Source organism: Saccharothrix xinjiangensis (assembly GCF_039527585.1).
Taxonomy (GTDB): Bacteria; Actinomycetota; Actinomycetes; order Mycobacteriales; family Pseudonocardiaceae; genus Actinosynnema; species Actinosynnema xinjiangensis.
The window spans coordinates 106,611-120,746 of sequence record NZ_BAAAKE010000014.1 but is presented as its reverse complement, the minus strand read 5'-3'; the positions used below and the strand labels follow the sequence as shown (position 1 = coordinate 120,746).

Below are 14,136 nucleotides of genomic sequence, written 5' to 3'. Positions count from 1 at the left end.
GTCGTGAAGTCGGCCGAGGCGTGCCGTGGGCGCCTGGTCTGGAGAACCAGGCGCCCACCCGATGATCGCACCATGCCGGGACCCCGATCGGTCACAGGAAGATCTTCACCAGCACCTCTTGTCCGTCGTCACCGCGCACCACGACCTGACGACCGTCCTTCAGTTCGCCGGCGATGAACTCGTAGAGCTGGATCGCCCGGTTCACGATGTCCACCTTCTTGAGCCCCGTGTCGTCCTGGAGCTTGGCGAGGGCCCTGGCGCTCTCCCTGACCAGGGCGATGTTCACGCGGGCCACGACGGCCGGCTCTTCCATGGCGTCGGCTTCGCTTGACGGCGAGATGGTCCTACTCCCTCCAGGCTTCCCAGGCGGCGTCCCGGTCTGCCCATCATCGCAGATCACACACCTTTAGCCTACTGGTGACACAGAAAATGTGTGGAAACGGTGGCGAAGTCGTCTGATTCGTGCGATGCTTCCCGAGCACGGGCGGCAGTTTGTCCACTGCCTGCATCCCCGTGCCGGGTCCCGACGCATCTCCGGGGGGATGGGACCCCTGGGTGGGCCGGTCGAACGGCCTCCCCACAAAAGAGAGGACCGGACTTGGACACTCCGGAGCAGGAAGGCGAAGATCCGAAAATCGCCGAGTCGGAGTCAATCGAGGATGAACGCCCCACCCGTGAGGCGAGGTTGCGCATCGAGAAGGGAGAGTTCGCGGTGGATGTGTCCGTGCCGTCGAACCACACTTCCCGGCTCCTCGATGCGGCGGTCACCACGCTGGTGGTCGTCGGCGCGCTTGTCGCACCGGCGATGACGTTGAAAGCTGCGCCTGAGGATCTTCCGCACTGGGCGACGATCGGTCTGATCACCGTCCAGTTGGCGATCCTGATCTTCATGGGTGTGAGCAGCGTCGAACAAGCCGGTCCCCAACGCCGCCTGACCGGCTGAAACAGGAACATTCGAAGGGGCGCCTTGTCCACAAGGCGCCCCTTCGAATGTTCCTGCCGGCACCCATATTGAATCGAAAATATTCGGTTGCCTATACGATGGCGTAGCGGAGGTGCGGTGCGCGGAAGTAGCCGCGGACGATGCGTGGTTGGCGTTGGCGGTGACGCAGAAATCGGCGGGTCTCGTGAGCGAGGCGGTCGAGGAACGTCGTGAACACCGGTGCGGTGAACCGCTCGGCGAACACGGTGAACCACAGCGCGCCGCGCGAGGCGACCGCGGACATGACGTTGACCCGCAGCTGTTTGCCGGTCACCCGCACGATCGGCGTGCGGCCCTCGGGCGCCCAAATAGAAGCATCTCAACCTCCCAGCAGGTCGAACAAGTCTTGGCGTTGTGCAGGGTCTGTGACGTCCGACCTGATATGAAAATTTCGGCATGATGCGACCAGGTGTGCCAACTGTGCTTTTTGGGCGGCGTAGTCGGCGGCAAATCGTGGGACTTCACCTCCCCGCAGGTCGAGCAGATCCTCCGCTAAATGGTAGACGTTGATGCCCAGCGCGAACTGCTCGGCCAGGTCGAGTGCGCGCTGCTTGTCCAGGACTTCCAGTTGGTTCGACGACCGTGGACTGAAGTCGACAAAACAGAGATTGCGTACCGGAGTCGGATCAGGGCTCGCAACGACGAACAAGTCCTCCGGGTCCACCACGAACTCGCCGTCCGCCAGACCAGGGCTTTGTTGGACTTGTGCGGTCAGGGCTTCCAGGGTGGGGCCGGGGCGGATCCGCATGAGACTGGCGACGCCGGTTACCCGACCTCGATTCACCAAGAGCAGCGAGTTGCTCACGAACCGGGCCCCGTGTCGACACATCCAGGTCAAGAAGACCGTTTTTCCGGCACCGCGGTGTCCAATGACCAGAGTTGCCCCCGAACCGATCAAGAATGCCCCACCCTTAAGCAAGGTCATCCCCCGGTCGACCGCGTACTCCAACATGATTCGTTTGACGAGATACGGCCACACCACCCTTTCGAGAGATGTGCCGACGACATACAAACGACGCCCTCGTGATATCAAGTGGATCGCTGGTCCGAAATGTCCGATCGTATAGTAGCCCTGCATGAAATAACGTGCCCTACTGCTGGAGTCGACCAACCCGGACAACTCCTTTTTGTGCACGGAAAAATTGTCGCCGCGCAGGCAGAACAGTTCAAAGTCGGGCTCATGGCAGGATGGCACATGGGCGGTACGACTAAGGATTCCCAGAAAAGAAGGTTTTTCCAGATCGCTCGTCAAACGTGCGGTGATGGGCCCGAGGCGAACCGTCTCGTCTGTCCGCAAGGTGATCTCTGTCAAAATTTGTTCGATATCCTTACCGGTCACTGCACCCTCCCATGGGCCGCCCTCGTGGCAGATACGAATCCTGCATCCGGGGCACTCCACCGCGCGGCATCAGGATTGGCTGGCCCTCTACTCCCAGGAGAATTTCCACCCGAGGAGTTGTCGCTACCCGGACTTGTCCACATCCTGTCATTCTTCCACCGGGCGAGCGGTGGCCGTCAAGCGAGCTGCCCGTTCGTCGGGGAGGCGCCGTGAGACGATCTTGAGTATCGACTTGTCGTGTCGGCGGTTCATCGGACGATGCTCCACGCGGGCGGGCCGGTCACGCTTGACATCCCGTGATCACTTCGGCGAAGCGTCAGGACGAATGAGATGGAATTACGGCCCGGCTCTGGCCAGGAGCGAGGAGACTGGCTATGGTCGGACGAAGGGTTGCCGGTTGGGCGGCAAGGAGGGTAAAGATTCCTCGAGCACTCGGAATTCGGTTCTCAAAGAATTCGTTCGCGATCGGACCGCTGTTCTTGTCGCCGTGAATTCCAGTCAGATCGGCCGCAACAACGTGAATTCACAGGACTGCTTCCCTGGAAAGCGGTGCCAAGCCCGTCCGGCCCGCAACACCGGTCGACGAGAAGCCGCTCCCGGGTTGCCCTCCCCGTTCCCGATCGACCCGCGGTGTTCATCGGCTGTGAGCGCCGCCGGTGCGCCGGGCCTGGGATTACCCGGGCGACCTGCACGACGGGGCCTCTCGACGCGAGCTCGCACGTCGGACCTCGGACGGATGAGCCGGGACAGGGGGAGAGGTGAACGACGAGTATTCCCGGGTGGCGGCGACCCTGTGCTGGGCGTGCACCGGCCGGTTGGCGCCCATGGACTGCCCGCACAACCTTCTGGTCGCCGCCGTAGCCGCCCATCGCATACCGAGCAGGTTCTTGGCGCGAGCGGCCGAGAGCGGAACACGGATCCCGAAGCGTTTGCTCGACGAGGTGAGGAGCGTCGAGCAAACGCAACTGGCGGCCGCGGACGCCGTTGAGCGGGACGTGGCTTGGCTGGCGGAGGTCGTCACCGGCCACCACGCGTGGGACGGGATGCCCTTCGTCGTGCTGAAGGGCAACGCGGCGAGCTACTTGATGCCGGCGGAGGGGACACGGCGGGGCACTGCCGACATCGACCTGCTGACCTGTGACCCGGTGCGGTACGAGGAGATCCTCCAATCGGCCGGGTACCGCTCGCGGGGAGATCATTTCGGCGGCCACGAGGCGGCGAACCTGTACTCGGCCGATCACTGCGATGTGGATCTGCACCGGTACTGCCCCAGTTGGCGGCCTCCGCGTGGACCGTACAGCAGGTACATGCCGGACAGGCGGGAACTGTGGATGACCGATTGGGTCCGTTGCGATCCACTGGGCTACGACGCGATCATCGACGCCTCGGTCCCCCATCCCGTTGTGCCCAATTCCTGGTTGCGCGTGCCGAACGTCACCGCGAGCGCGCTGATAATTTGCCTTGAATTATTTCGGGATTATGTCTCGAATAATCAGGAGATGGCGACGATCCGACTCGGCGACTTGTGCGAAGTGGCGGAGCTCATAAATTCCTCCGACTTTGATGCCGCAGTGTTCGCCGATCTCGTCGCACGATGCCGGGCCCAGGACTCGGTGGCGCTCGCCGGTCAACTCATCGGTCAACTTTTCGGCTCGGCCGGTCACTTCCCCATTGACACCCCCGGCCTTGCTCGCTATCCGCAGATGATCGGCATAGGCCAGCTCTTCGACACCGGACCACGGTTGTCCGACCTCCTGCTCCGCAGGGACAACTTCGGTGAAGCCCTGCGGCACATGACACCCAACGAGATCAATCCCCAGAACCTGCCGTCGGTGATCCAGGTCCGCAGGACCGGGGTGGCCGTCGACGGGCGTCCCGCCACTGCGGTGAGATCGCTACCCCCGGCGCACGCGGGTGACAGCGACGTCAGGTTCGACTGCACGATCAACTTGGACGACCGCCGTGTCGCTTTCGACATCGGAGGGCTCTACCCGCCGGGCCCCTTCAGAGATGTGGTCAAGATAATTTTCGAGCATGACACGATCGTCACCGGATACGATGGTTACCGGACGGAAGTCAGGTATCCGGCTCCCACTTCGAACTGTTCGGCCGTGTGGCAGATCGGTGTTGACGACTGGCGCGTTCGCATCGAGGTTCCGAGAACCGCTTTCGGCCTGGACCGGACGGCGATGCCCGCTGTCCCCGTAGTGGTCCACTGCTGCAGGTTCCTGGAACCACCGAACGACAGTTGGGACGAGTACTACCGGAAAGGGGTTTCAAGCGTGTCCGTGCCGGTGTTGTTGGCGGCCGGGCAGCGACCGTGACTTCGCCTCCACCGCAAGACACCGTCGCCGACGGCGTGGACGACCGTCGACACAACGAGACGGGCGGGCGGTTCAAGTATGCCTTCGCTGCCCTTCGCATCCCGAACTTCAGGTTCTACCTGACAGGCCAAAGCGTCGCCTGCACAGGTATCTGGATGCAGGTCATGGCCTTGGATTGGCTCGTTCTCGAACTGACGGGCAGCCCGACGGCCGTGGGCCTCACCATGGCCGCCCAATCCCTGCCGGTGTTGTTCCTGGGAGCGGCCGGCGGAATCGTTGCGGACCGCTATTCCAAGCGCGTGGTGCTCATCGCGACGCAGAGCGCTTGTGTGGTGCTGAACTTCGCCATGGCGTCGCTCTCGGTTTCCGGACACGTCCGGATCCAACACGTCTACGTCTTCGCGGTAGCCCTCGGGATGGTTTTCGTCGTCGACAACCCGGCGCGGCAGGTGTTCACCGGCGAGATGGTGCCAATGTGGTGCATACGCGGTGCCATCGCGTTGAACTCCGCGGTGTTCCACGGTTCCAGGCTGATCGGCCCGATCGCCGCGGCGATGCTGATCCACACAGAGGGAATGGGCTGGGTGTTCGCCGTCAGCGCCGCCTGTCACCTGTTCTCGCTGCTCGTGCTGACGTTGATCCGCTCCGGCGACCCGGTGACCGATCAGGCCGCAGCCGCAGGTCCGATCCTGGTGCGCTCGGTATTACGCGACGTGGTGGCCGAACCTCGGGTGGTCTGGACGCTTTTCCTGGTCGCGGTGATCGGCACCTTCGGGTTGAAATTCCCCGTCGTGCTCGCGGCGATGGCGGATTCGACCTTCGACGGCGGCGCACAGCTCTACGGACTGTTCAACGTCGCGCTGGCGGCCGGGTCGGTGGTCGGGGCGATCCTGGGAGGGCGCTGCGCCCGGACGCGGCTCCGTGTGGTGGTGGTGTTGGCCGTCGTCTTCGGCTGCACCCAGGCGATCGCCGCGGTCGTTCCCGCACTCGAGGTCTTCTTGATAGCCCTGATCGCCTTGGGGGCTTCGAACCTCGCGTTCCAAACGGTGGCGAACTCGTCCCTGCAGGTGTGGACCCGACCCGAGGTCCGCGGACGGGTCATGGGTCTCTACATGCTCGCCTTGATCGGGGGCGCCCCACTGGGCGGTCCTGCGGTGGGGTGGGTCTGCACCCTGTTCGGCCCGCGCACCGGCATGGTCGTCTGCGGAGTGGTCCCGCTCGCCGCCGCCGCGCTGGTCGGTGCGTCGCTGCACCGCCCCGAACCTCGATGGCACTCCCCGCGGAGGGAGCGCCGGCGCTTGTTCCGGAGTGGCTGAGCCCGGAGCAGTCCGACAGTACTGACACGGAGGAGTCGAAGGATGACAGATCTCGAGTTCCCGACGATGCCGGCCCGGTCCCACGTGCCACGACGGTGGAATTCCGTGGCGTTCACGCGCGGGCACCACTTCGAAATCAAGGACGGCGTGTCCGTTGACGATCTCCTCGCGAGGACCACGTCGCCACTTTCGGTGATTCTACAGGTGACCAAGAGGTGTGACTTCGACTGCAACTTCTGCTCGGAGACGTTACAACGCCCGGATCCGACGCTGGCGGACCTGGAGCGCATGCGGGACAACCTGCTTGGAGTCGGCAGGGTGTTCCTCTCCGGTGGCGAGCCACTGCTGCGTCGCGATTTCGGCGATGTGGTGGACCTATTCGCCGACGACTTCGTGGTGGGCGTGCCGACCAACGCCACCCGCGGCGGACAGTGGGCCGAACGCATGGTGGGCAAGGTCGCCTACGTCAACGTCGGCCTGGACGGGCCACGGGCGATCACCCGTCGCCTTCGGGGTGACTACGACAAGGTCATGGCTGGCATCCGCTCGTTTCAACGGGCGGGATTGCCCCTGTCGTTGTCGTGCGTGGCGCTGCGGTCGGGCCTGCACGGGCTGCCCTACCTGCTGCAGATCGCCGACACCTTGGAGGCCGGCAAGCTGAAGCTGATCATGCCGTTGCGCAAGGGCAACGCGCTGAAGTTGCAGGAAAGCGAGTTCATCACGGATTCCGAAGCCGAGGCGAAGTTCGCCGAGCTGCGCACCCTGGCGGCCGAGCACCAGTGGCGTCCAGCCGTGCGGTTGACCACGTGGACCTCCCGGACAGAAGGGCACATGATCTGCGTGGAACCCACCGGCGAGGCCAACGCCTGGCCGGTCTACGACGCGGAGAACCTCTTCGAACCGCTGGGCAACGTGCTGCACGAGTCGATCGAGGCGATCTGGGACCGGTACCGGTTCAAGCGCAACCACCTGACGAAGTACCTCGGGCTCAGCATCCGCGCCACCGACCACGGCGGCGGACATGCGTAGCACCACAACACTGCACTGGCCCACCGAGCCGTTCGGGGCCGCCCAACGACCCTTCGCCCCCGACCGACCGATGCTAGCCGCCCTCACCGTCGACCCGATCCCGGACGAGCGGATTGGCTGGGGATGCGTGGTGTACCTGTACCTGCACCGCACCGATGTCCTCGACTTGGACGACGGCGTGCCCAACCTCGGGTTCGAACTGCTGACCGATGAGGTGGACGATCCGCCTGACCTGCTCCCGCAGCGGTTGGACGAGCTGTTGGTGGCAGGACGGCGGCACGCGAGGATCCTTGCCGGACACGGCTTGGCCGCAGACCTGGAGCGCCTTGCCGGATTCGCGGTGCGGCGCCGGCTGCCCGGGGTGGAATCGGTGGCACGGTCGTGGATGACGCGCGGAACGGCAGGAAAGGGCCCCGGGGCGGCGGTCGTCTTCGACACCGCTCTCGACGAGCCCGCCGGTCCGGAGCCGGACTTGATGGCACTGTGCGATCGGGCCGGGCTGAAGGCGACCACGGTTGCCGTGCCCGCCGTCGACCCACCCACAGCGCCGGCCGTGTCGGCGCTGGTCCGAACGACGGCGGTGGCGCTGCTGGCCGCACGGGCGCTGGGCCGCTACTGGTGGAGCCGGCCGATCGACCTGGACACGCTGGTGCTCGACAGCGCCTGGGACCACCTGGAGGCGCTATCCGGCGGCGACACGCGGTTGACCGGCCGGTAGTGCCGCCTGCGACGGATCGGCCGGACGTGCACGGCAAGATGGCTCGTTCATGCCACGCCGCCCCAGGAGAACCATGATCGTCAAAGGTGACCTCGACGCACCCGACCGCGCTCCCAGCCGACCTGCCGGCACCAGGTTGTGGGCGTCGGTCGACGTGGAGTGGACCAAGAACTACAAGATCAAGAACGGTAACCGACCGTTCTGCTTCTCCGTGGTCTACCTCGCTGTTCCAGAGACCGCCACCCCTGTGCTCCTGGGCACTCCGCCACGAGGCGGTCGGGTGCGGGCGACCGAAGCTCAACTGGAGTTCTCATGGACCAGCGTGTACGTGGAGGAGCACGAAGAGACCACCACGCTGGTCCGGGCGGCCGACGCTGCGGTGCGTGCCGCGTTCGCCGCCGCCGACCACGTCACCGGACACCAGTTCACCAGCGACCTCGGCGTGCTGGCAGCCACCGGACGGTGGGCCAGTGCCGGCCCCCTGCACGCAGTGGCCGCCGCCCGGGAGAACTGGCTGGCGCGCCGCACCGAGCAGTTGGGCGACCGGCAGGTGGTGGACACCCGCTACGACACCGACCACGTGCTGACCGGTACCTCGCGACGCCTGGTCGACGTATGTGGCGAACTGCGCCTGGAGGTCACCCAGCCCGAGCTCAAAGGCACATCGATGACCGCGCTGCACCGCCTGTGGTTGGAAAAGCGCTCGGCAGAGGCCCGGGAGCGGATTAGCGTGCTCAACCTGCGCCACAGCCTGTCCACCGCGCTGGTTGCGCTGCGCGCCACCAACCGCATCACGTGGACCGGTCTGTTCGACGTCAACAAGATGCTCGCCACCGGTGCACACGGCGCGTTCGACTGGCTGGCCGCCCCGACCTTCACCGCCCTGCTGGACAGGAAGCCGACGTGATCCGCGACTGCCGCGTCATCGCCGTGGACGGCACTCACGCAGCCGGTAAAACAACCCTGATCCACGCCCTGACCGCTCATTACCGACGTCAGGGGGTCAACGTGGTGGCGATGGGCGAACCCGCCCGGACCAGCCCTTTCATGGAGGAAATCGTCCTGTACGACCGCAGTGGGTTCGATCTGGCGGCCGAGGTCGACGTGTTCGCCGCCCACCTGGGGCTCCAGCTGCGCACCGCCCGCAACCACACCCTGCTCATCGCCGACAAGACCATCGTCAACGTCCTGGCCTACGCGCGGTTGCTGCTCGTCGACCCCGACGAGCGGAGCACCGCGGTCCTGGAGGCGATGGAGATGTTCTGTCTGGCCTGGGCCCACACCTACGACATGATCGTGTTCACGCAGGACCGCTACACCCAACCGGGTGACGCGTTTCGGGCGAAGGTCACCGACCTCCAGAACGACGCCGACGCGATCCTGCGCCAGACCTACACCCGCCTCGGTGTTCCGCTGGTGGAACTACCCGGCGGGTTGGACACCGACGAGCGGGTCAGATGGGTCGTGGACCAGGCCGCACGGCACGGCGTATTCCCGACCGGATAGCGTATTCAGCGTCGTACGCCTCCAACATGGGAGCTCCTCCGTGCCCTACACGACCTTCGTCGATGTCCTGCTGGTGTTTCTGCGCGACAACCGGGTGTTGTTGGCGCGCCGCGCGAACACGGGTTACGCCGACGGTCAATGGAACCTGCCCTCGGGCAAGCTCGAACGCGGGGAGGACCTCGTCGCCGCCGCAATCCGCGAGGCGCGAGAGGAAGTCGCGGTCGAGTTGGAGCGCACGGCGATGCCCCTGGCCACCACCGTGCACTACCTCAATCCCGAAGGCGAGGCACGTATCGGATTCGTGTTCCGCCCGGGCCGGTGGTCGAGCGAGCCGCGCAACGCCGAGCCGCACAAGTGCTCGGAACTCGACTGGTTCCCCGTTGGCCAGCTTCCCGCCAACACCGTCCCCTACAGTCGTGCGGCCGTCGAGCAGACCGTGGACAGCACACCGTTCGGTCTGGAGGGATGGTCCACCGCCGTCACCGCGTCGACCACGCTGGCCGGACGCTGACACCGCGTACGGCTGCGGTGCGCCGGAATTCGGTATCGCGCCCCTGTCGTCGACACGCAAACCATCAACCCGGCACACACGGTGAGGTTGTCCCCGGAGACCGGACGCCGGATTTCATGCCACGCGGGCGAGATCTTGACGATAGCCGACACGAACTTCATGCGGTGTGTGGTAGCGCGGTGTGCGGTAGCTGAGTGTCGAATGCAGACGGTTGTGGTTGTAGTGGCCCAGGTAGGCGAAAACGTCGCGTCGGGCGTCGTCGCGGGTGTCCCAGGCGGTGGTGCCGATCTCGGTCTTCACCGTCTCGGTGATGTGCTGGCTGTTGCGGGTGTCCCGATCGGGTTTTTACGACTGGGCGGCACGCCCGGTGTCGACTCGGGAGCTGCTTCGGAAGGAACTGACCGAGCAGATCCGGATGGTGTTCGCGGAATCGGGCCGCACCTATGGTTGTCGGCGTGTTCACGCCGAGTTCGCGCGTCGGGGTGTGCGGGTCGACGACGAGCTGGTGCGACGGTTGGCGAGCGCGGCCGGGCTGGTTCCGGTACAGGTCAGGCGTCGCCGCGGGCTCACCGTGGCCGCCCTGGCGGCCGGGCCCGTGCCGGATCTGGTCGGTCGCGATTTCACCGCCGCGCGACCGGGCGGGAGTGTCTTCCAGCCGAGTGTCCTGCGGGGGCGGGAGTTGAGTGTGGCGGCGACTGCGGCGAGGTCGTCGGCGTTCCAGCGGGAGAGGTCGGTGCCTTTCGGGAAGTACTGGCGCAGCAGGCCGTTGGTGTTCCCGTTCGTGCCGCGCCGCCAAGGGGAATGCGGGTCGGCGAAGTAGACGGGCAGCCCGGTCCGGACCGTGAATCGGGCGTGCGCGGACAGTTCCTCGCCGCGGTCCCAGGTCAACCGTTCAACACCGGTGAGTTCACCGCTCAGGACGGTGGACCGTAGGACAGGTTGGTGCCCGAGGCGGCACGTTCGGCGGTGATGACCGCGTCCCCGACCAGCAGGGCGCGGTCGTCGACCAGGGGGACGCCGCCGTCGCCGCGGCTGAGCCGGCAGCTGAGCAGGGCGGGCGAGCCGGGCGGCAGGTTGAGCACGTCCGCCTGCCCCGGGGTCAGCGCGACCGCCCGGATGGTCTCGCTCGCCTCCCGCACCGGCGTGCCCAGCTCCTCCAGCACCCGGTAGAGCGACCGCTCGCGCAACTGCCCGGCGTCGATCCCGGAGGCTCCCGGCGACAGGTACGAGGTCTGGAGCAGCAGCGGGGAGCCGCCTGCGCCGCGCAAGCGCTCGACGGCCAGCACCCTCCCGCCCGCCGGGACCCGCAGTCGCGCGCCCACGTCCGCGGGCGGGTCGACCAGGTTCGCGCCGAGCACCTCGGTCTCCAGCTCGATGCCCTGCTCCACCAGTTCCTGCGCCAGGCTCCGCAGGCCGGTCAGGCCGTAGGAGAAGCCGGGTTGCCGCACGAACGTGCCCACGCCGTGCCGCGTCTCCAGCAGCCCGTCCGCCTCCAGCGCCTGGACCGCCTGTCGGACGGTCATCAGCGAGACGTCGAACTCCTCGACCAGCTCGCGCTGCGCGGGCAGCGGCGCGTCGGCCGGGTAGTGCCCGCCGGCGATCCGGTCGGCCAGCACCCGGTAGATGGCCAGGTACTTGGGTACCCGCGACTCCAGGCCCGACCGACGGCCGTTCACCTCAGGGCGCTCCCTCACTCCGCTGGGACGCCGAGGATAGCGCGGCGCGGAACCCGGCCACCGCCTCGACCACCGCCCCGGCGGGCCCGCCGTCGGCCAGCAGCCGCATCAGCGCCGAGGCGACCACCACGCCGTCGGCGTCCGCGCACGCCCGCACCGCCTGCGCGGGCGTGGAGATGCCGAAACCCGTGATCACCGGCAGGTCGGTCATCCCCTTGAGGCGACGGGCGTTGGACAGCGCGCTCGCGGCCAGTTCCCGCTGCTCGCCGGTGACCCGCATCGAACTCATGCAGTACACGAACCCGGACGAGGCCCGCGCGATCTCCCGGCACCGGTCGTCGTCGCACGAGGGCGCGGCCAGCAGCACCGCGTCGACCCCGGCCGCCGCCGCCCGCGCCCGGTACTCCGCGGACTCCTCCAGCGGCAGGTCCGGCACGATCACGCCGCGCACGCCCACCGCCGCCAGGTGGTCGACGAACCCCGCCACCCCGTGCTCCGGCGCCAGCGTGGTCGCCACGTTCGCGTAGGTCATCACGATCAGCGGCACGTCGACGTCGAGCCCGGCCAACGCGTCGAGCAGGGCACGCGGCCGCCCGCCCCGTTCGAGCGACCGGGCCGCCGCCCACTGCACGGTCGGGCCGTCGAGCATCGGGTCGGAGAACGGCAGCCCGACCTCGACCGCGTCGGCGCCGGCCGCCGCCACCTCCCGCACCAGCTCCACCCAGTCGGGCACTACGCCCGCCATCACGTACGGCACCAGCAGCGGCCGCCCGGCCGCCTTGAGGTGTTCGGCCACACCGGCAACGGCAACGCTCATCGCAGGCCCTCCCTGATCTGCTGGACGTCCTTGTCGCCCCGGCCGGACAGCGTGACCAGGACCGTCGAGCCGGCCGGCAGCTCACCGGTCGCGGCGGCGTCGACCACCCACGCCAGGGCGTGCGCCGACTCCAGCGCGGGCAGGATGCCCTCCAGTCGCGTGACCAGCTTCAACGCCCGCAGCGCCTGCTCGTCGGTGACGCTCGGGTAGTGCGCGCGCCCGCTCTCGGCGAGGTGCACGTGCTCCGGGCCGACGCCGGGGTAGTCGAGGCCCGCGGAGATCGAGTGCGCTTCGAGGACCTGCGACTCCTCCTGGAGGAAGTGGGACGTGAACCCGTGCAGCACGCCGGGCACGCCCTTGTCGACCGCGCTGCCGCCGGCGGCCTCGACCCCGATCAGCCTGGCCGGCGTGTCGACGAACCCGGCGAACGTGCCCGCCGCGTTCGACCCGCCGCCGACGCACGCGACCACCACGTCCGGCACGGCGGCCGGCAGCAGGTCGGCGCACTGGGCGCGGGCCTCGTCGCCGATGACGCGCTGGAACTCCCGCACCATCCACGGGTAGGGGTGCGGGCCCATGACGGAGCCGATGCAGTAGTGCGCGTCCTCGGTCTCGCTGACCCAGGCGCGCAGCGCGGCGTTGGTCGCCTCCTTCAACGTGCCCGTGCCGGTGGCCGAGGCGACGGGCACGACCTCCGCGCCCAGCAGCTCCATGCGGAACACGTTGAGCTCCTGGCGCCGCACATCGGTCTGTCCCATGTAGACGGTGCAGGACAAGCCCAGCAGGGCGGCGGCGGTCGCGGAGGCGACGCCGTGCTGCCCGGCGCCGGTCTCGGCGATCAGCTTGCGCTTGCCCATCCGGCGGGCGAGCAGGGCTTGGCCCAGCACGTTGTTGATCTTGTGCGACCCGGTGTGCGCCAGGTCCTCCCGCTTGAGCAGCACGCGCACGCCGAGCGCTTCGGACAGCCGGGCGCACTCGGTGACGGGCGTCGGCCTGCCCGCGTAGGTGGTCAGGAGGTGGTGGAACGCGGTGGTGAAGGCGGGGTCGGACCACGCCTCGCGGAACGCCCCCTCCACCGCTCGGGCGGCGGGCATCAACGCTTCCGGCAGGTACCGGCCGCCGAATCGCCCGAACCGCCCGGTCGGGTCGGGTTCGGCCATCAACGACATCTCATCGACTGACACATCTAGAACTCTAGATGTCTTGTGGGGCGGTGGGCAAGCGGGAATGGGCTGGTTCACCCGACCTGGTCAGGACGAGATCGATGAGGCGGACGAGGCCGACAAGGCCGGATCGGCTGAGACCGGTCGGGTCGGGCTCAGATCAGGTCGGGCCTGGGGTGACCAGGGCAAGGCAGGCAGAGGCAGGGCCGGGCTGGGCCTCGCAGGCAGGCTGGGCAGACAAGCCAGGGCCAGGCAGGGCCGGGGGCCGGGGCCGGCGAACCGGCCCGGCCGCCACCGACAGGCCCGCTCAGACCTCGGCCGGCCGGTGCACCTGGTCCACCAGCTTCTGCGGCGCCGACGCGCAATAGCTCTCGGTCAGCAGCTCGGTCACCTCCTCCCAGTCCACGCCACCGTCGAGCACGACGCCGATCACGTTCTCCGCCCACGTCACGGAGAAGAACGGGTGACCGGCGTGCCGCAGCGCGGCCAGCTCCGCCCCCTCCGACCGGAACGTCAGCACGCTCACCGGTCCGTCCGTGCCCGCCGCCTTCGCGTACGACGGCGGGTCGCCGTCCTCGACCTCCAGCACGTGCGCGAACGTCGTGGCGCGGACCTTCCACCGCGTGCCCCGCCACGCCCGCTCCTCGACCACTTCGGGCAGCGCCACGCAGATCCGCCGCAGCCGCTCGACCACCTCGTCCGGGTCCCCCACGGTCCCCCTCCTTCCGCTCGCCCCGCACGTTATCGATCACCCC

The 14,136-nt window shown here is 67.5% G+C and carries 16 protein-coding genes and 2 pseudogenes; 9 read left to right on the top strand and 9 right to left on the bottom strand.

Annotated elements, in window-relative coordinates; genetic code table 11:
• Positions 1-91 precede the first annotated feature (91 nt).
• Positions 92-313, bottom strand: coding sequence for a ribbon-helix-helix domain-containing protein (locus tag ABD223_RS25785; RefSeq protein WP_344039073.1), 222 nt, complete (start codon positions 311-313; stop codon positions 92-94).
• Between the two features lie 285 nt (positions 314-598).
• Between ABD223_RS25785 and ABD223_RS25780 the strand changes: the two genes are divergently transcribed.
• Complete coding sequence (locus tag ABD223_RS25780; protein WP_344039072.1) at positions 599-943, top strand: hypothetical protein; 345 nt, start codon at positions 599-601, stop codon at positions 941-943.
• 91 nt (positions 944-1,034) lie between these two features.
• Here ABD223_RS25780 and ABD223_RS25775 read toward each other — a convergent pair whose 3' ends face one another.
• Both ABD223_RS25775 and ABD223_RS25770 read right to left on the bottom strand, forming a co-directional pair.
• Complete coding sequence (locus tag ABD223_RS25775) at positions 1,035-1,292, bottom strand: transposase (RefSeq protein WP_344039159.1); 258 nt, start codon at positions 1,290-1,292, stop codon at positions 1,035-1,037.
• Positions 1,293-1,301: 9 nt separating this feature from the next.
• Complete coding sequence (locus tag ABD223_RS25770; RefSeq protein ID WP_344039071.1) at positions 1,302-2,321, bottom strand: hypothetical protein; 1,020 nt, start codon at positions 2,319-2,321, stop codon at positions 1,302-1,304.
• 758 nt (positions 2,322-3,079) lie between these two features.
• Between ABD223_RS25770 and ABD223_RS25765 the strand changes: the two genes are divergently transcribed.
• The 7 genes from ABD223_RS25765 (at position 3,080) to ABD223_RS25735 (ending at position 9,725) form a co-directional block, all read left to right on the top strand.
• The gene (locus ABD223_RS25765) at positions 3,080-4,645 is read left to right on the top strand and encodes a nucleotidyltransferase family protein (RefSeq protein ID WP_344039070.1); all 1,566 of its coding nucleotides are present in this window, start codon (positions 3,080-3,082) and stop codon (positions 4,643-4,645) included.
• 35 nt (positions 4,646-4,680) lie between these two features.
• Positions 4,681-5,961 carry an MFS transporter gene (locus ABD223_RS25760; RefSeq protein WP_344039069.1) on the top strand — a complete coding sequence of 427 codons (1,281 nt, stop codon included), beginning with the start codon at positions 4,681-4,683 and terminating at the stop codon, positions 5,959-5,961.
• Positions 5,962-6,003: 42 nt separating this feature from the next.
• On the top strand, positions 6,004-6,990 hold the full coding sequence (locus tag ABD223_RS25755; RefSeq protein ID WP_344039068.1) for a radical SAM protein: 987 nt from the start codon (positions 6,004-6,006) through the stop codon (positions 6,988-6,990).
• 130 nt (positions 6,991-7,120) lie between these two features.
• A complete protein-coding gene (locus ABD223_RS25750; RefSeq protein WP_344039067.1) occupies positions 7,121-7,708 on the top strand; it encodes a hypothetical protein in 588 nt (195 codons plus the stop codon).
• Between the two features lie 154 nt (positions 7,709-7,862).
• Positions 7,863-8,615, top strand: coding sequence for a hypothetical protein (locus ABD223_RS25745; RefSeq protein WP_344039066.1), 753 nt, complete (start codon positions 7,863-7,865; stop codon positions 8,613-8,615).
• The gene (locus ABD223_RS25740; protein WP_344039065.1) at positions 8,612-9,214 is read left to right on the top strand and encodes an AAA family ATPase; all 603 of its coding nucleotides are present in this window, start codon (positions 8,612-8,614) and stop codon (positions 9,212-9,214) included. The genes ABD223_RS25745 and ABD223_RS25740 overlap by 4 nt, the downstream gene beginning before the upstream one ends.
• A 40-nt stretch (positions 9,215-9,254) precedes the next feature.
• Positions 9,255-9,725 (top strand): NUDIX hydrolase, encoded by a 471-nt coding sequence (locus ABD223_RS25735; protein ID WP_344039064.1) that lies wholly within the window; start codon positions 9,255-9,257, stop codon positions 9,723-9,725.
• 114 nt (positions 9,726-9,839) lie between these two features.
• Here ABD223_RS25735 and ABD223_RS25730 read toward each other — a convergent pair whose 3' ends face one another.
• Entirely contained in the window at positions 9,840-10,025 is a 186-nt protein-coding gene (locus tag ABD223_RS25730; protein ID WP_344039063.1) for an integrase core domain-containing protein, read from the bottom strand.
• Between the two features lie 10 nt (positions 10,026-10,035).
• On the opposite strand from ABD223_RS25730, the pseudogene ABD223_RS25725 reads away from it, so the two are divergent.
• Positions 10,036-10,272, top strand: a pseudogene (locus ABD223_RS25725) (IS3 family transposase); the annotation flags it as partial.
• Between the two features lie 98 nt (positions 10,273-10,370).
• Here the strand turns inward: ABD223_RS25725 and ABD223_RS25720 are convergent.
• The 5 genes and pseudogenes from ABD223_RS25720 to ABD223_RS25700 form a co-directional block, all read right to left on the bottom strand.
• Positions 10,371-10,613, bottom strand: a pseudogene (locus ABD223_RS25720) (IS30 family transposase); the annotation flags it as partial.
• Positions 10,614-10,639: 26 nt separating this feature from the next.
• Positions 10,640-11,401 (bottom strand): GntR family transcriptional regulator, encoded by a 762-nt coding sequence (locus ABD223_RS25715; protein WP_344039062.1) that lies wholly within the window; start codon positions 11,399-11,401, stop codon positions 10,640-10,642.
• A 1-nt stretch (position 11,402) separates the two neighbouring features.
• The gene (gene trpA / locus ABD223_RS25710; RefSeq protein WP_344039061.1) at positions 11,403-12,218 is read right to left on the bottom strand and encodes a tryptophan synthase subunit alpha; all 816 of its coding nucleotides are present in this window, start codon (positions 12,216-12,218) and stop codon (positions 11,403-11,405) included.
• Positions 12,215-13,387, bottom strand: coding sequence for a tryptophan synthase subunit beta (gene trpB, locus ABD223_RS25705; protein WP_344039157.1), 1,173 nt, complete (start codon positions 13,385-13,387; stop codon positions 12,215-12,217). Before trpB ends, trpA begins: the two co-directional genes overlap by 4 nt.
• Before the next feature lie 301 nt (positions 13,388-13,688).
• On the bottom strand, positions 13,689-14,093 hold the full coding sequence (locus ABD223_RS25700) for an MmcQ/YjbR family DNA-binding protein (RefSeq protein ID WP_344039060.1): 405 nt from the start codon (positions 14,091-14,093) through the stop codon (positions 13,689-13,691).
• Between the last annotated feature and the right edge of the window lie 43 nt (positions 14,094-14,136).